The organism is Syntrophomonas sp. UBA1041, assembly GCF_002316705.1.
Lineage (GTDB): Bacteria > Bacillota > Syntrophomonadia > Syntrophomonadales > Syntrophomonadaceae > DTU019.
On sequence record NZ_DCEA01000097.1, the window covers coordinates 1 to 19476 of the forward strand.

Here is a 19476-nt window from a genome sequence, read left to right on the forward strand (position 1 = left end):
GGTATCGCCAGTCGACCCGGTAGATCCGGTCCACCCTGTAGATCCAGTCCACCCGGTAGATCCAGTCCACCCGGTGGCTCCAGTCCACCCGGTGGCTCCAGTAGTTCCGGTATCCCCGGTTGCTCCAATAGCTCCACCAACACCAGTAGATCCAGTACAGCCAGTTGCTCCGATGAGGTCGTCACATTCGCAACGACAACAACATGATGTTGATGGCCATCCTATTCTATGATTTCTTCCCATCTACATACCTCCTTTCCCATAACATGGAAGGTTACAACCACACTATATGAAGGAAAGCGCGAAGGTGTGAAGATATGGATATTAATGGTAAATATTTTGCCTTTATGAAGAATGGCACTTATTTACCACTAATGGCATATCGTAACACTAAATCCCGGGCAGAGACCGGTCAAGAAAGAATGAGTGCGATTGGAAGACTCTGAAGTTTTAATCCTTGGAATAAATGGCATGTTAGGTCACAAATTGTTCATGCACCTTACCAAATGTGAAGGATTACGGGTGTACGGTACAGCCCGCAGCCGGGAAGGGTGCACCAAAATGCTTTCATCTTACCCTGACCAAAATGTTTTTTTCGGCATAGACGCTCACTGCAGTGATAGTATATCTTCGCTTATAGCTTCGATTAAGCCGGATTGGGTAATAAACTGCATCGGTATAATCAAGCAGAGTAGTCTGGGAAATAACCACGTTGAAAATATCTATATCAATGCCTTGTTTCCTCACAAATTAGCCCAAATCTGTGAAGACAACAGGATTCGTCTGCTGCACATCAGCACCGACTGCGTCTTTAGCGGAAAGGTCGGTAGTTATACTGAAAACGATATTTCAGATGCGGTTGACCTTTATGGCAGGTGTAAGTCTCTGGGAGAAGTAAGCTATCCCCACTGCCTGACACTTAGAACTTCAATAATAGGGCACGAACTCTGTTCCCGGCTTGGCTTGATAGAGTGGTTTCTGGCGCAGCATGATGCGATATACGGGTATACGCGGCATATTTTTTCAGGTTTGCCTACCATTGTGCTTGCTCAGGTGATCGATGTTTTCATTCTTCCGCAGTCGAATTTAAGCGGTATATACAATTTGTCATCACAACCGATTTCAAAATATGACTTATTAAAATTGGTGGCACAACAATACGGCAAAGACATAGACATCATTCCCTATGCTGACACCATCTGCGATCGTTCTTTAGATTCCACGCGGTTGCGCAGTTTATTATCTTATTCCCTTCCTTCCTGGCCGGAAATGATTGAACAAATGTATCAAGATTATTTGACTGGCCCGTACGGCATCAGATAGGAGGCATGACAATGTCATTGTTTAGGGATAAGGTGGTTTTGATCAGCGGTGGAACCGGATCACTTGGGAAGGTGTTAACCCGACGCTTATTGGCTATGCATCCCTATGGCCCAAAAAAGATTATTATTTTTTCACGCGATGAGGCTAAACAACACTTTATGAGAATGGCTTACCAGCAAAATAAAATGGCCACAGACGAAATTATTTACCGCGATTTTGAGCGATTGGTTGAATTCCGTATTGGCGACGTACGCAACTACCTCTCAGTATGTCAAGCCCTAGACGGGGTTGATATTGTCATTAATGCGGCCGCATTGAAACAAGTTCCTTCATGCGAGTATTTTCCCAGTGAAGCGGTTCAAACCAATATTGGTGGAGCCGAAAACATTGTTCGGGCTATTAAACAATTCCATTTTCCTGTTGAAACCGTTGTGGGGGTTTCTACAGATAAGGCCTGCAAACCCATTAATGTTATGGGGATGACCAAAGCAATTCAGGAACGGGTTTTTATTAATGCCAATATCGGCAGTACCCATACTCGGTTTATTGGTGTGCGCTACGGCAATGTCCTGGCTTCGCGAGGCTCGGTAATTCCCCTTTTTCACGACCAGATAAAAAGCGGAGGGCCGGTTACCATCACGACTTTAGACATGACTCGCTTTCTCTTGTCATTGGATCGGGCGGTGGATACCATTTTTACTGCTATAGAACAGGCCCTGCCTGGAGAAATATATGTTCCTCGGGTGCCTTCGGCGCGAATTATCGACATAGCCCAAGCGCTTATAGAAGACCGTCCCATTAACGTAATTATTACTGGCATCAGGCCTGGGGAGAAGGTACATGAGATTTTGGTTTCCAATGAAGAAGCCTGGCACACCTATGAGCGCGGTCAGTACTACGCCATAAAACCCATGCTTCCCGAGCTTTATCAGGAGGAATACGGGATTAACATGCTTGACCAGGAATATAGTTCGGGAGACAACGTGCTTAGTGCACCGGAGACTAAACAACTCTTGTATCAGCATCACCTCAATATAAATGAAGAATTGAATTATGATGGAGAATTGCTGCGATGAGTACCATTGATTTATCGTCCCATAAAGGATTGATCTGGCACGAAGACTTTATCGTTCACCTGGCCAGCATTTTAAGACCCCGAGTATATGTCGAACTGGGCATATACCGCTGTGCTCTTTTTAATAGAGTGATTCCTTTTGCGGATCATTTAATTGGAGTGGATTTAAATCCCGAAGCCGGGCAATTTATGGCGAAATCATCTAAAACTCAATTTATTAACAGCACCACCCTGGAGTTTGCCCAGCAAATAAAAGCAGGTTCCTTATGGATTGACATGCTGTTTATCGATGCTGATCACTCCAAAGGGGCAGTATTGCAGGACTTTTACGCATATCTTCCCTATGTTGCTCCCCACGGACTGATACTGCTGCATGATGTGCATCCCGGCAGCGAGGAACTGCTTAACCCCGCCTGGTGCGGCACCGCATACCTGGCGGCAGAAGAATTGTCACGATACCGCGATGAATTTGAAATAATGACCATACCAGCATCCCCTGGCCTCGCGATCTGTAGAAAACGCCAGTTGCAACTATCCTGGCAAGAACCCAGGCAGCCGGATCGGAAATACAAAATCGTCTGTATCTGCCAGGTATATAACGAAATGATTAAGGCCAATTTGGAAAGGTTTTTTAGATACACGAAACCGTTGGTTGATGCTATTGTAGTTTACGACGACGGCAGCACTGATGGCAGCTACGAGTTCATGCTCAGCCAAACCCCCTACGTTATTCGAGGAATTCAAAATGATTTTGCCAATGAGATCAGTCATAAACAGGTTTTGCTGCAGGAGGCATTAAAGCTTGAACCCGACTTCATATTATGGTTGGATGCCGATGAAGTATTGACCGCCAGCGCAGTCGATCATTTGCAGGGGATTTGTGCGCTGTGTATTGATCGACAAATCGACGGGGTGGTTTTTCATGAGGTGAATCTGTGGCGCAGTCATAGTTGGAGAAGATTAGACAGCCTGTATGATGTTGGCTGGTTTGTGCGCTTATGGCGGGTCACACCGGGCATGAGCTATAACAAACCCCAACCCGGCCTCCATCAAAGGCCTTACCCCCCCAGCATTAAGCGCTTGCATTGGGTAGATACCATCAAAGTCTTGCATTACGGATTTTCTTCCAAACAGCGCCTGGCCCATAAATACCTGGTATATGAATCTCATGGGCAACGTGGCTATGATATGTTGGATCGCTTAATAAGCGAAGAACAGTTGGTCCTGGAAAAGGTTCCGCAGGAATACTTCCCCGAAGGTTTATGGGAAGATGACGAAAAGCCGGAACCGCTAAACTGGTCACAATCCCTGGCTTATGTGGAGGAATTCCGGGAAGAAGTATTCAGACCGCATTTTTCAATAATATGTTTGATCTATAAAAGTGTGGCCTGGCTTAAATTTGTATATGAACAGGTGCTCAAATATACAGAAATGACGCGAAAGGAATTTTTCTTCGTGGCTAATGATGCCACTGATGAGGTAATAGAATACCTCCGGGAACATGATATTCCCCATTATGAATTTAACAACAGCGCTGAACAGCGTGCCGAATGGTATGTAAATAACGTCTATCGCGCCTATAACTATGCAGCCGCCAAGGCCAAAGGGGATTTTTTGATTTTTATTAATTCGGATATGGCATTTAGCCCTGGTTGGTTTGATAACCTGTGGCGGGCATATAACGGCAGCAATTGCGTTTGCTCCCGCCTGGTTGAGTCTGGGAAGCTGCCCAGCGGGCAGTATGGTATTGAAAAGGACCTGGGGCGCAACTATAGTTCTTACCGGGAAAATGAATTCCAGCAATATGCAGCTGCCATTGCTCAGTCAAAGGTGGAGAACGGCGGTTTATTCATGCCATTGCTGATACGCAAAAAGCATTTTGAAATGGCGGGCGGATATCCCGAAGGGCAAGTCGTGGTCGGCAGCAATATATACGATCCGATAATAGCTAAATGGGGAGAGGCTTGTATATCGGGAGACACAGTGTTAATGCAAAAATTACATGCTCATGGGATCATACATCAAACCGTCTTTGACAGTGTAGTGTATCACTTTCAATGGGGGGAAAAAGACGACTAAGCAAGGTTTAATTAGGTAAACCCTGAGGGCGCAGACGCTGCATTGATTCCCGGAGAAATCTTCCAGGTCCAGCAGCTTTTCAGCTCCAAAACCCCATCTGCTCCATTCCAGGTGTTCGAAGAAACGCGGCAAAGGCCCACAGAATTAATCGGTAATCGGCACTTAATTTAAGGAGAGACAATATAGATGGAATGCACCGCCTCAATTATTATCACTACCTTCCAGCGGCCTCACCTTCTTAAATGGGGGCTGTTTTCTCTTGCCCAGCAGGCAATGCCGGCAGATTTTGAAACCATTGTATTAAATGATGGGGTTGAGGATGAAAGTGAAGCCATCTGCAAGCAATACGAGCACATACTGAATCTAAAATACGTTTTTACCGGCCAGCGAAACCTGGACGGAGCCATAAAGTGGCGGGTGCCGGGGTTTGCGATCAACATAGGGGCCAAAATGTCACGCGGTAAGGTCCTGATCTTATCCTGTGCGGAAATGTTTCATCTTAATGATTGTATAGCCCAGTTAAGCTTGCCATTATTATCAAACTCCAAGTATATGGGCATCCCCATCGCTAGAGATGACCAGGGCGGCTCTTTCCTAGGTCAACTCAATGCAACCGGGGGCAAATTTGATCTTAACGCTTTTTATCACAATTACCCTGGCTTGAATACTAAACTGCCATTCTTAACATCGATCAGAAGAGAGGAGTTCTTTGCTATCGGCGGCTATGATGAGGATTTTACCGGCATAGGCTATGACGATAATGACTTAATGATCAGACTGGTTAAGAACGGCTGCAGTTATTATCAAACCGCTGCGGCCGCTATCCATTTGTACCACGAGAGAATCTGGTTTGCCATGGAAAACTCTCCTGAAACTCAGTATAATCGTAACCTTTATTATCAACGCCAAAACCAAGTGGTCCGCAATCAGCATCGGGAATGGGGCAGACTATAGTTTACCCACTTAATATCTTCATCTTAAGCCCCCGTTTCCAAACCGGCGCCCTCTTCTTGAACCATAGCTACCGCTTCACTGTAGGTACAAATGAGATCGTTCTGCCGCCAGTCGGATGTATGAATAATTTTCAACCAGCTTAACCCGGATTTGATTACATTCATGCTCTACAAAAATACATCCGTCAAGGCTACCTTCAAGCCACTGAAATATACTGACTCCGCATATTCATGAGCGCCTTTCTGAAAAGCTATGCTATCGGCTATTTCATTTTTATCAAGAATATAAACATATATCAGATTATTTTTGGGATCAACCATCCAGTATTCCTTAACGCCGCATTGCTTGTAAAGCTCCAGCTTCTTAAGCATATCCTTGCTTCTGGTGGAAGGCGAAAGGACTTCCACCAAAAGGGTGGGGACTCCTTTGTACTGGCCTTTTTTGTCCATGTTATCCCTGTCGCAGATTACGATTATATCCGGCTGAACAACACAAATATTGTCCTCTGCCTTAAAAAGAGTAATATCAAAGGGAGAAGTAAGGGGAATACAATTTTTATTTTTAAACCAGTTGTAAAATGTGCCATGAATTTCGTTAAGAGCATATTGATGCTCGTAAGAGGGCGAGGCGAGATTGTATATGACTCCGTCAATCATCTCAAAACGCTGCTCGGAAGCTTCCACAAGTTCCAGAAATTCTTCATAGGTCACCCGGCCCTCCCGGGTTTGATATTCTGCGGCGTCTTCCGCCACCAGGCTGCTATTCTGATCATCGCACGGTAATATCCTGGCAACATCCCTTCCATTTTTAGTTACGATGATTTCTTCGTTGACCTCCACATATTTTAAGTATTTGCCAAAGTTATTCTGAACCTCTGTCGATGGAACCCTCATCATATCCCCTCCATATTAGCTATACATATGTTTATTATGTGTATATTTAGCTAATATATTGCGAGCTTCCCCCGCCCTATCTTTACTCATATATGCTGCTTTTCTCTTCGTTCCGCTGATTTTCAAATATCGATATGGCCCGGTCCCCTCACTCTGAATCCTCCATCCGCTCTTTTCCAATTCCTTTTGGAGAGCCGGAATAGCGCATAAAGTCAGATTCCCCTACCCTCTGGGGTATATGTAAATGTCCGTCAGCCAAGCCCAGACAGGCCAGCAGTAAAGCAAATGGGCCGCCATTATGGTTTTAATGATATAATTGGAGAAAATAATCAAGAATAAAGTCTAAACTATGCAGAAAAGCTGCATTTACTAATTCTACAGCACTGACAACGAGTACAGGGAAAGAGATGTTCGTACCAAGCATTTATGACCAGGGCCTTAAAAGAGGCCAACCCTTTGTACCATTAACTGTGTTGCAGACCGTGAAGCGGCTTGTTTTTTATGGGCTTGATTAAGAAATATGGCGGCGGGGATTGCTGCATACAAAGGCGGCATAAGAATCGGGACATGCCCTGAAATAACCGTACTGAAAGTGAGGTAAAAGAATGTCAGATAATGAAATTATTAGCGCAAAGGAAAAGGAACAGATCAAGTTTGCTTTTGAAAATGCCATGGATTTGCTAAAAACGCAGAAGGCTCGCGGGGAGAGGATCGAACTTTCTATCTTGAAAGGCGATACCCCGACTTTTATGGAGTATCCACTGGCAAAAAAACCGCAGGACTTGCAAGGTGCTGATGCAGCCATTCTGGGCATCCCTTTTGAAGGCCTGACCATTCAAACTCCTATGATAATGGCTCCGCCTACTTGCGGCAGACCGCCTCAGGGGTCTGTGTACTGGCGCATGGGGGCTGATCAAGGTACGGATATGATACGCAAGTATTCCATTTATTACTCCATCAATCATAACCGCGGTTATTTCCCTGAAATCGATAAAGATCTGGTTTTTGAGGATCATATCAGGGTGGTGGATTATGGTGATGTGCCATACACACCGGATGATATCGAGGGTAATCTTGAACGGGCGGAAGAAAAAGTAGCGGATATTGTAGCGGCAGGAGCGGTGCCTATCATTTTAGGCGGTGATCATACTGTGCCTACACCGACACTACGAGCCATACTTAAACCAAGAACTAAGAAAATAGGACTCATCGTGTTTGACTCCCATATGGATCTTTCACATGAGCCAAAAAACTGGGCTTCAACAGAATGGAGCCAGGTTCTTGAACTTGGCAAAATAAGTCCTGAAAACTTTGTTTGCGTTGGAATCAGGGGGGTACGCAATTCTATATTCGAAAGAAATGTGGCCCGTGAATTGGGACATCGTGTCATTACGATTGATGAAGTAAAAGAATGCGGTATCAAAGATGTGATGAATGAAGCTATAAAATTAGCCACCAATGGTACGGATGGAATTTATTTCTCTCTGGATATTGACGTTATGGATCCAAGTCAGGTGATGTCGCAGAAAGCTCCGGAATTCTGGGGGCTGACCATGGATGAAATGTTCCATGCTCTGCGCCGTATCACAAGAGAGAAGATTATTGGCTGTGACATCAATGAGTATACCCCTGATTATGATTTGAATGGCATGGGCGCACAATTCTGTGCTCGTGTCGCGGCTGAGTTTCTGGGAGGAATAGCCTTAAGAAAACGTGATGGAAAATAGGCCTGGGTGCGGCGGCGGCAGTCTATGTAAAGTATGGTTTGGGGATAAAAATTGCAATATAGGAGATAACAACATGCGTATTAATGAATTCAAACTTGAAAAATGGCTGAATCCGAGGGATGAAGGATGCAAGTACAACTTGGGTGCAAGCTGTGTGAAGGCATTTACGGTTGAAGAATTATTTGACTTTATCGGCGAGGATTGCGGCAAATTTTTAAAAGAAGTAGAAAAAATGAGCCTTCATTATGGACACTTTTTTGGCTTTAGAAGGCTTTTAGAAGCGATAAGCAAAATGTACCGGGAAGTAACCTCGGATATGATTTTGACGGTTCATGGAGGCACTGGCGCCAATAACATGGTAATTACTGAGCTGTTGGAACCCACAGACAATGTGGTTATCTTTATGCCCAATTACCAACAGCATTATTCAATTCCGGAATCGATGCAAGTGGAGATCAGATATATTGAATTAAAGGAAGAAAACGGTTATTTGCCGGACCTGGATGAATTACGCGGATTGGTTGATAGCAATACCAAGATGATCCTACTCACCAATCCCAACAATCCGACCGGATCTTATATCGAAGAGGACATGTTGAGAGAGATTGGGAAAATCGCTGAAAAAGTGAATGCCTATATATTATGTGATGAAATCTATAGAGGTTTAGGCGATGATTACATGGCATCCATCGTAGATGTATACGAAAAAGGCATTGCAACCAGCAGCACATCAAAGGTATTTTCAATGGCGGGAACCAGAGTCGGCTGGGTTGTTACCCGGGATAGAAACACTTATGAAAGACTTCAAAACAGACGTTCCTATGACACCATTTGCGGCGGCGTATTTGATGAATGGATCACAGCCATCGCTTTTGAAAATTACGAAAAGATTCTGAGCAGATCCAGGGAAATCGTCGGAGAAAATAAAGAAATCCTTGATAAATGGCTGGAAACGCAACCGCACTTATCATGCCAATACAAAAGCTTGAGTTCCACAGTATTCATAAAATATGATTTTGATATTCCAAGTGATGAATTATGTTTGGACATATATGAAAAAACCGGCGTATTGCTTTGCCATGGTGATTGTTTCGAAATTCCGTATACGTTCAGGTTGGGCTATGGATTTGGCAAGCCGGAAATGCTTAAAGAAGGACTTAGACTGCTGGGAGATTATTTTACAAAGATGGAAAAATAGAATGAGCTTTATTACCTTTTGCGGGAAATGACTGCCGGGCTCGATGGCTGATGGGTAAATATAGGGACGAAATTGAAAGACTGACTGATAAGGAGAGCAATACATCTGTATTCACTTCGTATTTTAAGCAGTGCGCAAACGAATGATTTGCTCAACATGGGCGATGCGATTTCCGATGTGGAATTGGCGTACAAACTTTATGCCAGAGAAGAGGCCGGGGTATTTCCCGTAATCGTACATCACTTTGAAAGCGGAAAGCGGGAAATGGATTTAAAATCAGGTCATCTTGCCGGCGCAGGTGTATTCGGTATGAAAATGCTGGGTTTTTGCTCTGAAAATCCCCAGCGGGGGCTTGCTCCCCTGGCAGGATTAATCGTTGTGATGGATGTGGATAAACAGCAGCCCATAGGAATTCTTGACGGAACACCGATAACTTTTATGAGAACAGGTGCCGCGGGCGCTGTAGCAGCAAGAGCATTGGCAAGAAAAGATTCTAAAAGGGTATTGATCGCTGGCGCCGGTAATCAGGGAAGAGCCCAGTTACTGGGGCTTGCAACCGCAATGCCGGCCTTGGAAGAAATTTATATTTGCGACATTATCGATGAAAACAGCTGCCGGTTTGTCAACGAACAAAATGGCAAGTTTCCAAATTTACAGCTAAAAGCAGTGCCTTATGCTGAGCTTGCGGAAATAGCCGGTCAAGTAGATATCATTGTTACCTGTACACGGTCTCGAGAGTTTTTTATTAGTAAAGAATGGATTAAAGCAGGTACACATATTAATGCCATTGGGGCTGATATGCCGGGCAAACAGGAAATCGAACCGGAATTAATGGCAAATGTAAGATTATTCGGGGATTCGCGTGCCCAAGTAATACAAAAGGGTGAGTGTCAACATGCTGCAAAATCCGGGAGGATTTCAGCAGATGATATTACTGAAATTGGAGAGGTCCTTGAAGGCATGAAACCAGGCAGAAGGTCGGAAGATGACATTACACTTTTTGATGCCACAGGGATGGCTATACAGGACTTGATTGTTTCAGCCAAATTACTTGAGAAAGCAAAGCAATTGAACATCGGCCTGGAGGTTGAGTTTTAAATTCGAAACCCGCCCCCCTTCAAGCAAGGTCTTTTCATTTTATATCCTGAGGCAGTCCCCATGGCCGCCTGGAAGCGGCCTCCCATAGAATCCTGGTCTGTAACGTTTATATTTATTCTTATTGGGAAACGGGTAATAGAAACAGATGCAGTATGAAAACATTGAAAAAGCGGTCTTTCTCTCACGGCCCAATAGATTCATTGCTCATATAAAAATAGCGGGGCGGAAGGAAATCTGCCATGTAAAAAATACCGGCCGGTGCAAAGAGCTCCTGCTTCCGGGCGCGTCAGTTCTGGTTCAACGGGCCTCAGGCCTTAAGCGCAAAACCAAATATGATTTAATTGGGGTTTACAAAGGCAGCCGGTTGGTCAATATGGACAGTCAGGTACCCAATAAAGTGTTTTATGAATGGGCCATAAGCGGTGATTTTTTCGATAATATTGCTCTGATAAAACCGGAACACAGATACCGGAACTCCCGCTTCGATTTTTATATTGAAACCGGGAGCAGACAAATATTGGTGGAAGTCAAGGGGGTTACTTTAGAACAGAACGGGGTGGCGCTATTCCCCGACGCACCGACGGAACGGGGAATCAAGCATGTCACCGAACTTTGCCAGGCCGTAAATGACGGCTATCAGGCTTACCTGTTTTTTATCATCCAAATGAAAGATGTGAGGTATTTTTCACCCAATCTGCAAACCCATCCTGCCTTTGCCCGGGCCCTGATCGATGCCCACCAACAGGGGGTCAAAATTATGGCCATTGATTGTGAAGTTAAACCTGATTCCATAGCTGCCAGAGACTGGGTGGAAGTCAGACTGACTCAACAAAATTAGTCATGTGCAGATTGCCAATCGCTGGCAGATCTCCACATGCTGGCGGATACAGTGGTTGCCATGGTTCATCAGGCATTACCCAACTGGCAGCGGGTGAAGCCCCTTTTGATTTATGGCTGGATAAGGTGGAATGCATCGGAGAGGGTCAACTGCACGCCATCATTGATGAAATCCCGGCAGAATGGACTACAACTGCCGAAGAAAAACGCCCTGCAAGGCTGTTTAATAATAGAAGGCACAAGCTCCAGCTGATGTTGGCTTTATGAAATCACAACTTCCCCTTTGGAAATAGAGGTGCATGCATTGTACTGCAAATGTAAAGCAGACCTTGCTTTCGGTGCGGCGGTGGCTTTGGCGCGAAGAGGGATTATATTGTTTTATAACACCGGAAGCATTTTATAGACTTCTTGATCTTGTTCTTCGGTGATTTGTAATAACGAAATTTGGCCGTTGCATTTTAAAAGTTGGGGCAGGATCTCCTCTTTTTCGTTTTGCCCGAAGGGATTTTTGGATAAGATAATCTTTTGCGCACAAGGGGCTCTTTTCAGGCCCCGTGATATGGAGATGAGTAGACCTAAGCCCCCTTTGTAACTGCTATCTGATATCTGGTCGTATAAAACGATCAGAAGGCGCTCCTTTGTAATCCCGGTGGCTTTAAGATTCATATATACATGATATGCCGATATGCTGATATCTCCTTCATAATGTTTCTTTTTTTTATGTTCTATATTAAGGCCAAAATCCGCGATGACAAAGTACTCGCTTTCCTCATTTTCACTTTTGGCCAGAACTTGTAATTCGCCTTCATGAATCAATTCCCGGTTGCCGGAGAGATCCGTATTAAGATAATACAATTTGAACGATTCTTGGCAGCCTTCGCTGACTTTTCCACAAAGATACCTTTTTATTCTTTTTTCTTCTTCTCTATGCACTTTAAAGGGAAAAATTTGGGGCAACTGCTTCTTATTCAGCTTTTCAGTTAAAAGCATATCCATGCTGATGCCTAGGCTTTTGGAAATACGATACAGGGTTTGAGTTTGGGGAAGAATGTCGTTTTTTTCATCAATAAATCTGGAAAGAGTTGATGAAGGAATGTTTAATTTATTGGCCAGTTTTGTCAGGCTCAAATTGGTATAGGTTTTATAGATCAGTTGAATGTTATAATGAAATATCGCCAATAATTGTTTTTTATTCATAAAATAAATTTTTTCTTCATTTCGTTTCATTTTGATCTACCGCCTTTCACATAGGATATTGAAAACAAATAAAACATGATTTCAATAGCTTATGAGAAACTTCTCAATCCCTCCCTTCAGAAAGCACCTTAAATCCTTGGCGCTATCTATAGTCCCTTTTCTTTAATTATATAATTCAAATATATTTCAAAGAAGCCTTGCCTCGTTCACCGCCTGCCTTCGAGTAACGTACCGCATCCCGCATTACATAAAATACTTGACGTAAATACCCTCCATTTGTGGGAAAAAATTTCCCACAAATGGAGGGATTGTTTTCACCCGCGCAAAGCAATCCTTCCTATAATTCTAAGCAGTAAGAGACTGCCACTGGTATTTCTTTTCCAAATGTACCGGATTTCCATGGGAGGTGATGCAAGAGGCCAAAAAGGATATTTGTCTTACGTATGCAGCGGGTTGGTTTAAAGACGTCAAGCACATTTTAATTTTCGTTATTTTAAGGAGGGTATTAAAAATGGACAATGCCAAGGAAAACCTGAACAGAAGCTTTAATATGATGGAAAATTCCGTGGGAAAAATGTGGGATATGTGGCTGATGAGCATAGGCAGCCTAACTTGGACTCAGGAACAAATAGAGAATATAACGCGCAAACAGCTGGATCAAAATAAAACCGCGCGGGAAGAAATGATGAGGTTAGTGGAAGATCTCAGCAAACAGGCGCGCATCAACCAAGAACAGTTTCAAAAAATCGTGGAAGAAACCGTGATGAATACCTACCAACATATTAATCTGGCCAACAATACTCTGATTCAGGATCTTTCTAAAAAAGTCGACGAACTGGCGAAAAAGGTGGAGAATGCCTAGATTATTTATAGTCTGCACTAAAGCGAGGTGTAAATTGTGCCTGTTGATGAAACCCAGGAACATGATCAGTTAAACCAGGATAGATGCCAAACAATACCGGATTTCACTGAAGCATGGAAACGCCTGTATTTTGAAAGCGAGGAGGCTCTGGCACGCTCGGTCAAAGAGTTTATCGCCAGCCAAAGCTTTGTCTCCTTGCTTGAGCAAATGGGCGGCTGTTACCTGTCTGCCTACAAAGCAACCAGCCAGAATCTGGACAGATTCTTTGCCAACCATCCTCTGCCGACAAAAAAGGATATTGCGCGCATAGCGGCACTGGTGGTGTCAGTGGAAGAAAAGCTGGACCGTTTTGACAGCGATCTCTCCTCCGGTATGGCGGTACTGACCAATAATCTGATTAAATTGGTAGAATCCCAGTTGGCCTTCCAGAATGAAATGGCCTCTATCAAAGAAAACCTTCAGTCCATACAAAACAGGCTCAGCCTTTACGAAAGCCAGCGCAATGCCATTTCTCCTGAGGCCGGCAAAAATCCACAGGATGAAATCACAGCCCCCAAACCAAACCGCAATAGGAAAAAGGCCGATAAAGATAAGCCGGGTGAGCCTAAACAGCCTTAAACTGCCGGAACGCCTGCTTTATCACCTAAATCTTAACAAAAAGGTGTTTTTCAGGCGTAAACCAACCTCACCCTTATTGCTCATCCTTATCGCAATAGACAAAAACACCTGGTAAAACTTTTTTAGCCGCTAATCTTAAGAGCGGGAAAAGGACGAGTTAGTATCCGGGCTGAGAAGGGAGGGCAATTATGATAGAAAAAACCTATGAAGAGCTTATCGTAGGAGAGAAAGCCTTTGTTGAAAAAACGATTACCGAGACCGACGTCTATTTATATGCAGGAATATGCGGGGATTTCAGCTGGCTTCATGTCAATGAAATGAGGGCCGGGAGCGGTCATTTTAAAGCCAGAATCGTTCATGGGATACTGTTGCTCGGATTGATTTCGAATATTGTCGGCAATCATTTACCAGGTGCCGGAACTGTTTATGAAAGCCAGCAAGCCCGGTTTTTAAGGCCCTGCTTTTTCAACGACACCATCAGAGCGGAGGTGGAAGTCGTAGAACTGCTGCCCCGGGGAAGAGTCAAACTTCGCACCTGCTGCTACAATCAGCACGGCGACATGATTATTGAAGGAGAAGCCGTTGCCATTCCGCCTCGACGGCATGTGATTCAGGTGGAATAGCACTAAGCAAGAAAGGATGGCATGGGATGTCAAAGAACATGTTCTTTACCGGCTCTGCAGGACAGGTTGGTGCAAAACTGCAAGAAAGCTATGACCGCCTTTTAGAGAACACCAAAAAATGGTCGGAAATACTCTCATTTGATCCCTATCCACAGACCGGCATGACCCCCAAGGAGATTGTCTGGCGTAAGAACAAGGCCAAATTATACCGCTATTATTCGGACCAGGAGCCAACTCACCGTATACCGGTTCTTTTCCTTTATGCGCTGATCAACAAAGCCTATGTGCTGGATCTTACCCCGGGCATGAGCGTGGTGGAGAGCCTGGTTAAGAAAGGCTTCGATGTCTATCTATTGGAATGGGGAGAGTTCGAGTGGGAGGACCGCAACCTCACTATGGCGGATCTGGTTTATGATTACATCGCCCGGGCGGTTAAAAAGGTTTGCCAGTATTCAGGCAGCCAAGAATTAAGCATCATCGGGTATTGCATGGGCGGCACCATGTCTGCCATGTATGCGTCTTTATTTCCCCAACCGGTTATCAGGAATCTGGTTTTGCTGGCTTCACCCATCGATTTCGGCAATGCGGGTTTGGTGACGCAATGGCTTCATACGGCCTTTGGAAATGATGTGGATAAAATTGTAGACACCTTTGAACTGGTGCCTAAAGAATTTGTTGACATTGGCCTTAAAATGCTGAATCCGGTAAATAATTTTATCGGCACCTACACCCGCTTGTGGAAAATGATTGATGAAGAAGTCCCGGTTCATTCATGGAAAGTGCTAAACAAATGGGTTGATGACAACGTCAACTTCCCTGGCGGCGCCTACCGGCAATGGATAAAGGACTTGTACCAGGATAATCAGCTCATCAATAATGAGTTCAGATTGCGTGGAAAAGTGGTGGATCTGGCCCGTATCCAATCATCCTTGCTGGTGCTGGCCGGGGCAAGGGATCATATCGTACTGCCGCATCAAGTAAAAATCGCCCTGCAAGCGTTTTCTTCCCCGGACCATGAATACCATGAGTTTAACATAGGCCATGGCGGCCTGGTATTCGGCAAAGTTGCACAGAAGCAGGTCTATCCGCTGCTCAGCGGATGGTTGGGAGCCAGGTCTGGTTAATGCTTGCAGCACCAGTAGTGCAGTCTCAGACAGGATATTGCAGCGGTTAGTGCCCTGCTTGGCGTCCTCTGCCCGCACCCGCATGTTTTACTGGAAATATCACTGATTCTGAGGCTGCAACTTCCGATACATCCCGCACGCTGCCATAAATAAATGCCAGCACGGGTTTGTGTTTAAGTAAGGTTGCCAGTTATGTTCAATCCGGTCACCCGGGTAAGATCAAAGCCCGGCTAAAACGTTAAGCATTAAACCGGTAGCCGCTTCCCCATAAGGTTTCTATATAGGCAGGATTGGCGGGATCTTTTTCAATCTTCTTGCGAATTTTCTGAATATGAACCGCCACCGTAACCGTTTCCCCATAGTGCTCTTCCCCCCATATGGCATCATAAAGCTGCTCTTTGTTAAAAACAATGTTGGGATTAGAGGCCAGAAACAGCAAGAGCTGATATTCCCGGGCGGTCAGTTTGACTTCTTTGCCATTAATAAAAACTTGTTGGGATGCGGTATTGATCTCCAGGCCCCCGTGGCTGATGATGCCTAAGCTGGTGTTTTTGCCCCGCAGGCGTTCATATCTGGCAATATGGGATTTGATCCGGGCAGCCAGTTCGGCCAGACTGAAGGGCTTGGTCAGATAATCGTCCGCGCCCAGGCCCAGCCCCCTGATTTTATCAATATCTTCACTCCGTGCCGATACGATGATCAACGGTATTTCCTGCCTGGCTCGTATGCCCTGTATAATAGCAAAGCCGTCTATTCCAGGGAGCATCAGATCGACGATCACCAGGTCATAACTGCCGGACAGGGCTTTCTGCAAGCCCTGTTTTCCATCCTGAACCAGCTCCACCCCATAGCCGCTCATCTGCAGATAATCCCGCTGCAGTTCGGCAATATTCACATCATCTTCTATCACCAGGATTTTTTTCATCGTTTACACCCCTGCTGCCATGTGCTGATCCTGAATAGGAAGGGATAAGGTAAAACAGGAGCCTTTCCCTGCCGTGCTGGCCGCTTCGATTTTTCCTCCATGGGCCTCCAGCAGTTCCCGAGCTATCGCCAATCCCAGTCCGGTGCTCATCAAGTCTTTGGTTCTTTCGCTGTCGATGCGATAAAAACGCTCAAAGATGTGCCGGAGCTTATCTGCGGGAATTCCGGGTCCGTTGTCCTGTATGGCCAAGTTCACAAAATTTCCCTGCCGGTATAATTCCGTTTGAACCACCAAGCCGTTTTCCGGTCCGTATTTGACAGCATTGCCGATCACATTGCGGATGGCCTGGTTAAATCTTCTGCTATCTATGCTCACGGTGTAATCCTGTTCCAGCTTATCGGTATAAAGCAATTGCCCATTTCTTTCCTGCAGTTCAAATTGAAATTCTTCCATTAGATCCCGCATAAAAGCCCGGATGGGTACTGCCTCGAAATGAAAGCCCAGTTTTTTCAAATCCAACTGCGAAAACAGGAGCAAGTCGTCGATGAGCTTGTTCACGTAAGCAATATTGCGGTCGATGGTTGCCAGGTATTTTGCCACCTTCTCCGGGGAGGCGGCGGCACCGTCCAGAATGGCTTCAATATAGCCTTGAATGGCGGCGATAGGCGTTTTTAAATCATGGGATATGTTGGCTATCAGAGTTTTCCGGTTTTCTTCATAAGTCTGCTTCAAGGTTTCAGCAGCCTGGAGCTTTTGGGCCATAGCGTTGAAAGAAGCGATGAGCAGGCCGATCTCATTTTCAACATCGCTCTCTATGCTGACCGCGTAATTTCCCCGAGCGATTTCCTGCACACCGAGGTTGAGCCTGGCGATGGGGCGAAACACCCTTTTTTCCAACCGCCATAGGAAATATAACTGCAGGAGTTCCTTAATGCTGATGAATAGAGCGAAAATGATAGCAATGGTTTTGTTCCCCACCCAGGCAAACAACAGATAAACCACCAAGAGAGAGAATAGGAAGGCCATGGGATGGAACACTCTCAATATCTTATGATATCGATAAAACTCGTGATGGTGTTTGTGGAATCCTGTTCTCAGCTGTCTATGTTTTCTTCTGCCCAGCATATCTCTTCTCCGCTGTTTTTCGATTCTGGAACAATATCCCGCTGTAGTCATCATACCACCACAGGCTTGTCGCTCCGCTGTTTCTTTGATTTTTCTATTTATCTTTTGGCGGTGTTCCACTGTTGTCCCGCCACAAATAAGCTTCCCCGTATAAACAGCTGTTTACTTCTTTCCTGATAAAAAACGATAGCCTCTATAAACCATATAGAGAACCGCAGCAAACAAGATCAGGCTCACGATCATCCGCTCCATAAAATCATCTCCTTAACGGCCCGGCCCGGTCGCGGGGCTGACGGCCCGCGACCGCCGGCAGTTCAAAGGCCTACCAGGTAAAGCTTATGCCCGCGTTGAGAGTAAATTCATGGCTTTGATCATTTTCTTCCTGCAGCTTTCCTTTAATGTGTACCTTGACGGTCTCCACTTCATATCTGGGGTTGATGCGGCATTCAAGGCTTCCGCTTTCCATGGCAGGGGAGCTTTGCAGCAAACCCCGATGGCCCAAGTGTTCGTGGGGCATTTTGGCATGAAAACGCACCAGCAGCGCCTCGGGAATGTTCTTCAGATCAAGGGACAGCAGCAAAGACTTGTCTTCCTGCTCCACCACCTGCATATCATTGAGAGCGCCCAGCATCGCCACCAGTCCGTCCAGTTTCTCCTTCAATCCCAATCCATGTCCGCAGCCATGATGTCCATGATGCTGGTGAAAGAAGCAGTGTGCTTTGCCGCCTGCCCGCCCTTGCCCATCATCCTGATGCATATCGAATTCCGTAGTGCTCTCATGTTTGATCCGTCTGCCGCCATGATCCACCACGCTGCTGATCCTGGCTTTGCTGGTTCCGCTTACCAGATCTCTGCTGAATTCATTGTCAAAATGGAAAGACTCCGCATCGCCCTTCATCCCGCTGATGTTGATGGCGCCGTTCCAGGCCTCCTTCTCCCGCATCACTCTGGCTACATCATACAATAGTTTAATCTTGTTCATACCAGCGACCTCCTTTGAATTTCTTCAAGGTCATTGTATAGAACAGAATTAAACAGAGAATAAAGCCTTTTTAAAAATTATATAAAAATTTACAGGCAGGAGGACGAAGCCCCTGCCTTCCGGGAACACCCGCCGCCTTGATCCTGCCTGCCTTATTGTCATAATTGCCGCTCTAAAGAAATTCGTGTATAATATCTTTAGATTGAATAAAGGGGGTGATTTCATGCCAAACATTAAATCCAGTACGGATTTAAGGAACAACTACAACGATATATCCAGGTTCTGCCATGAAAGCAGGGAGCCCGTCTTCATAACCAAAAATGGCCGAGGTGACTTGGCGGTCATGAGCATCGAGACTTACGAAATGCTCAACGGCAAACTCGAACTCTACCGCCTGCTTGATGAAGGCCGAGCAGCGATAAAGGCGGGTAAAAAACGTCCGCTTGAGGATGTAATGCACGATATCCGGCAGGAGATTACCGATGGCAAAATATAAGATTGCGGTATCAGAACCCGCCGAAAATGACTTACGTGATATTGTCCGATATATCTCGGCGCAGTTATCGGCACCGATGACCGCGCTGAGAATGATGGACACCATTGAGGAAGCTATCGCTGATTTATCGGACATGCCGAACAAGTATCCTTTTGTATCTGATGACCGGCTCAAGGCGATGGGTTATCGCAAACTGCTTGTGAAAAATTACATGGTTTTTTTCTCGATAGATGATAAATCCAATATTGTTTATGTCGAAAGAACACTTTACGCTAGACGCGACTGGCTTCACATCTTGTAATGCTCTATTTTCTCTGCCAACATCCCTTACGCGGGCGGT

The 19476-nt window shown here is 45.3% G+C and carries 22 protein-coding genes; 15 read left to right on the forward strand and 7 right to left on the reverse strand.

What is annotated here, in order from left to right:
* Positions 1–185: hypothetical protein (locus B2633_RS14145; protein WP_483171382.1), on the reverse strand; the 185-nt coding region annotated here is incomplete at its 3' end.
* A 241-nt stretch (positions 186–426) separates the two neighbouring features.
* Between B2633_RS14145 and B2633_RS14150 the strand changes: the two genes are divergently transcribed.
* The 4 genes from B2633_RS14150 (at position 427) to B2633_RS14165 (ending at position 5431) form a co-directional block, all read left to right on the forward strand.
* A complete protein-coding gene (locus B2633_RS14150; RefSeq protein ID WP_483171383.1) occupies positions 427–1323 on the forward strand; it encodes a dTDP-4-dehydrorhamnose reductase family protein in 897 nt (298 codons plus the stop codon).
* Positions 1324–1334: 11 nt separating this feature from the next.
* Complete coding sequence (locus B2633_RS14155; protein WP_481040684.1) at positions 1335–2399, forward strand: polysaccharide biosynthesis protein; 1065 nt, start codon at positions 1335–1337, stop codon at positions 2397–2399.
* Positions 2396–4477 (forward strand): glycosyltransferase, encoded by a 2082-nt coding sequence (locus tag B2633_RS14160; protein ID WP_481040686.1) that lies wholly within the window; start codon positions 2396–2398, stop codon positions 4475–4477. The genes B2633_RS14155 and B2633_RS14160 overlap by 4 nt, the downstream gene beginning before the upstream one ends.
* A 186-nt stretch (positions 4478–4663) precedes the next feature.
* Positions 4664–5431, forward strand: a complete 768-nt coding sequence (locus tag B2633_RS14165; RefSeq protein ID WP_483171384.1) for a glycosyltransferase family 2 protein — start codon at positions 4664–4666, stop codon at positions 5429–5431.
* 23 nt (positions 5432–5454) lie between these two features.
* On the opposite strand, the gene B2633_RS14170 is transcribed toward B2633_RS14165, so the two are convergent.
* On the reverse strand, positions 5455–5595 hold the full coding sequence (locus tag B2633_RS14170; protein WP_481040690.1) for a hypothetical protein: 141 nt from the start codon (positions 5593–5595) through the stop codon (positions 5455–5457).
* A gap of 3 nt (positions 5596–5598) precedes the next feature.
* On the reverse strand, positions 5599–6324 hold the full coding sequence (locus tag B2633_RS14175; protein ID WP_481043004.1) for a type II toxin-antitoxin system prevent-host-death family antitoxin: 726 nt from the start codon (positions 6322–6324) through the stop codon (positions 5599–5601).
* A gap of 605 nt (positions 6325–6929) precedes the next feature.
* Here B2633_RS14175 and B2633_RS14180 point away from each other — a divergent pair.
* From B2633_RS14180 to B2633_RS14200, 5 genes are all read left to right on the forward strand, one after another.
* Positions 6930–8051 carry an agmatinase family protein gene (locus tag B2633_RS14180; protein ID WP_483171385.1) on the forward strand — a complete coding sequence of 374 codons (1122 nt, stop codon included), beginning with the start codon at positions 6930–6932 and terminating at the stop codon, positions 8049–8051.
* Positions 8052–8124: 73 nt separating this feature from the next.
* Positions 8125–9249 (forward strand): aminotransferase class I/II-fold pyridoxal phosphate-dependent enzyme, encoded by a 1125-nt coding sequence (locus B2633_RS14185; RefSeq protein WP_483171386.1) that lies wholly within the window; start codon positions 8125–8127, stop codon positions 9247–9249.
* A 120-nt stretch (positions 9250–9369) separates the two neighbouring features.
* On the forward strand, positions 9370–10347 hold the full coding sequence (locus B2633_RS14190; RefSeq protein ID WP_483171414.1) for an ornithine cyclodeaminase family protein: 978 nt from the start codon (positions 9370–9372) through the stop codon (positions 10345–10347).
* 145 nt (positions 10348–10492) lie between these two features.
* Positions 10493–11185 (forward strand): DNA/RNA nuclease SfsA, encoded by a 693-nt coding sequence (sfsA, locus tag B2633_RS14195; protein WP_483171387.1) that lies wholly within the window; start codon positions 10493–10495, stop codon positions 11183–11185.
* Positions 11186–11187: 2 nt separating this feature from the next.
* Positions 11188–11451, forward strand: coding sequence for a hypothetical protein (locus tag B2633_RS14200; protein ID WP_483171388.1), 264 nt, complete (start codon positions 11188–11190; stop codon positions 11449–11451).
* Positions 11452–11562: 111 nt separating this feature from the next.
* Here B2633_RS14200 and B2633_RS14205 read toward each other — a convergent pair whose 3' ends face one another.
* On the reverse strand, positions 11563–12411 hold the full coding sequence (locus B2633_RS14205; RefSeq protein WP_483171389.1) for a helix-turn-helix domain-containing protein: 849 nt from the start codon (positions 12409–12411) through the stop codon (positions 11563–11565).
* A gap of 481 nt (positions 12412–12892) precedes the next feature.
* On the opposite strand from B2633_RS14205, the gene B2633_RS14210 reads away from it, so the two are divergent.
* The 4 genes from B2633_RS14210 to B2633_RS14225 all read left to right on the forward strand — a co-directional run bounded on the left by B2633_RS14210 (position 12893) and on the right by B2633_RS14225 (position 15608).
* Positions 12893–13243, forward strand: a complete 351-nt coding sequence (locus B2633_RS14210) for a phasin family protein (RefSeq protein WP_483171390.1) — start codon at positions 12893–12895, stop codon at positions 13241–13243.
* Positions 13244–13279: 36 nt separating this feature from the next.
* Positions 13280–13861 (forward strand): hypothetical protein, encoded by a 582-nt coding sequence (locus B2633_RS14215; RefSeq protein WP_483171391.1) that lies wholly within the window; start codon positions 13280–13282, stop codon positions 13859–13861.
* 188 nt (positions 13862–14049) lie between these two features.
* Positions 14050–14484, forward strand: coding sequence for a MaoC family dehydratase (locus tag B2633_RS14220; protein WP_483171392.1), 435 nt, complete (start codon positions 14050–14052; stop codon positions 14482–14484).
* A gap of 26 nt (positions 14485–14510) precedes the next feature.
* A complete protein-coding gene (locus B2633_RS14225; protein ID WP_483171393.1) occupies positions 14511–15608 on the forward strand; it encodes an alpha/beta fold hydrolase in 1098 nt (365 codons plus the stop codon).
* A gap of 238 nt (positions 15609–15846) precedes the next feature.
* Here B2633_RS14225 and B2633_RS14230 read toward each other — a convergent pair whose 3' ends face one another.
* The 3 genes from B2633_RS14230 to B2633_RS14240 form a co-directional block, all read right to left on the reverse strand.
* On the reverse strand, positions 15847–16533 hold the full coding sequence (locus B2633_RS14230) for a response regulator transcription factor (protein WP_483171394.1): 687 nt from the start codon (positions 16531–16533) through the stop codon (positions 15847–15849).
* 3 nt (positions 16534–16536) lie between these two features.
* Positions 16537–17778, reverse strand: coding sequence for a sensor histidine kinase (locus B2633_RS14235; protein ID WP_483171395.1), 1242 nt, complete (start codon positions 17776–17778; stop codon positions 16537–16539).
* A 202-nt stretch (positions 17779–17980) separates the two neighbouring features.
* Complete coding sequence (locus tag B2633_RS14240; protein WP_483171396.1) at positions 17981–18640, reverse strand: hypothetical protein; 660 nt, start codon at positions 18638–18640, stop codon at positions 17981–17983.
* Between the two features lie 223 nt (positions 18641–18863).
* On the opposite strand from B2633_RS14240, the gene B2633_RS14245 reads away from it, so the two are divergent.
* Together B2633_RS14245 and B2633_RS14250 are read left to right on the forward strand one after the other, a co-directional pair.
* Positions 18864–19136, forward strand: coding sequence for a type II toxin-antitoxin system Phd/YefM family antitoxin (locus B2633_RS14245; protein ID WP_483171397.1), 273 nt, complete (start codon positions 18864–18866; stop codon positions 19134–19136).
* Positions 19123–19437 (forward strand): type II toxin-antitoxin system RelE/ParE family toxin, encoded by a 315-nt coding sequence (locus B2633_RS14250; protein ID WP_483171398.1) that lies wholly within the window; start codon positions 19123–19125, stop codon positions 19435–19437. Before B2633_RS14245 ends, B2633_RS14250 begins: the two co-directional genes overlap by 14 nt.
* The last annotated feature ends 39 nt before the right edge of the window (positions 19438–19476 follow it).

Bases quoted from the DNA above. Each gene is read 5' to 3' on its own strand.
- B2633_RS14240 (WP_483171396.1), bottom strand. From the start codon at position 18,640: ATGAACAAGATTAAACTATTGTATGATGTAGCCAGAGTGATGCGGGAG.
- B2633_RS14250 (WP_483171398.1), top strand. From the start codon at position 19,123: ATGGCAAAATATAAGATTGCGGTATCAGAACCCGCCGAAAATGACTTA.
- B2633_RS14205 (WP_483171389.1), bottom strand. From the start codon at position 12,411: ATGAAACGAAATGAAGAAAAAATTTATTTTATGAATAAAAAACAATTA.
- B2633_RS14225 (WP_483171393.1), top strand. From the start codon at position 14,511: ATGTCAAAGAACATGTTCTTTACCGGCTCTGCAGGACAGGTTGGTGCA.
- B2633_RS14155 (WP_481040684.1), top strand. From the start codon at position 1,335: ATGTCATTGTTTAGGGATAAGGTGGTTTTGATCAGCGGTGGAACCGGA.
- B2633_RS14175 (WP_481043004.1), bottom strand. From the start codon at position 6,324: ATGAGGGTTCCATCGACAGAGGTTCAGAATAACTTTGGCAAATACTTA.
- B2633_RS14200 (WP_483171388.1), top strand. From the start codon at position 11,188: ATGTGCAGATTGCCAATCGCTGGCAGATCTCCACATGCTGGCGGATAC.
- B2633_RS14180 (WP_483171385.1), top strand. From the start codon at position 6,930: ATGTCAGATAATGAAATTATTAGCGCAAAGGAAAAGGAACAGATCAAG.
- B2633_RS14165 (WP_483171384.1), top strand. From the start codon at position 4,664: ATGGAATGCACCGCCTCAATTATTATCACTACCTTCCAGCGGCCTCAC.
- B2633_RS14220 (WP_483171392.1), top strand. From the start codon at position 14,050: ATGATAGAAAAAACCTATGAAGAGCTTATCGTAGGAGAGAAAGCCTTT.
- B2633_RS14160 (WP_481040686.1), top strand. From the start codon at position 2,396: ATGAGTACCATTGATTTATCGTCCCATAAAGGATTGATCTGGCACGAA.
- B2633_RS14245 (WP_483171397.1), top strand. From the start codon at position 18,864: ATGCCAAACATTAAATCCAGTACGGATTTAAGGAACAACTACAACGAT.
- B2633_RS14170 (WP_481040690.1), bottom strand. From the start codon at position 5,595: ATGAATGTAATCAAATCCGGGTTAAGCTGGTTGAAAATTATTCATACA.
- B2633_RS14230 (WP_483171394.1), bottom strand. From the start codon at position 16,533: ATGAAAAAAATCCTGGTGATAGAAGATGATGTGAATATTGCCGAACTG.
- sfsA (WP_483171387.1), top strand. From the start codon at position 10,493: ATGCAGTATGAAAACATTGAAAAAGCGGTCTTTCTCTCACGGCCCAAT.
- B2633_RS14185 (WP_483171386.1), top strand. From the start codon at position 8,125: ATGCGTATTAATGAATTCAAACTTGAAAAATGGCTGAATCCGAGGGAT.
- B2633_RS14210 (WP_483171390.1), top strand. From the start codon at position 12,893: ATGGACAATGCCAAGGAAAACCTGAACAGAAGCTTTAATATGATGGAA.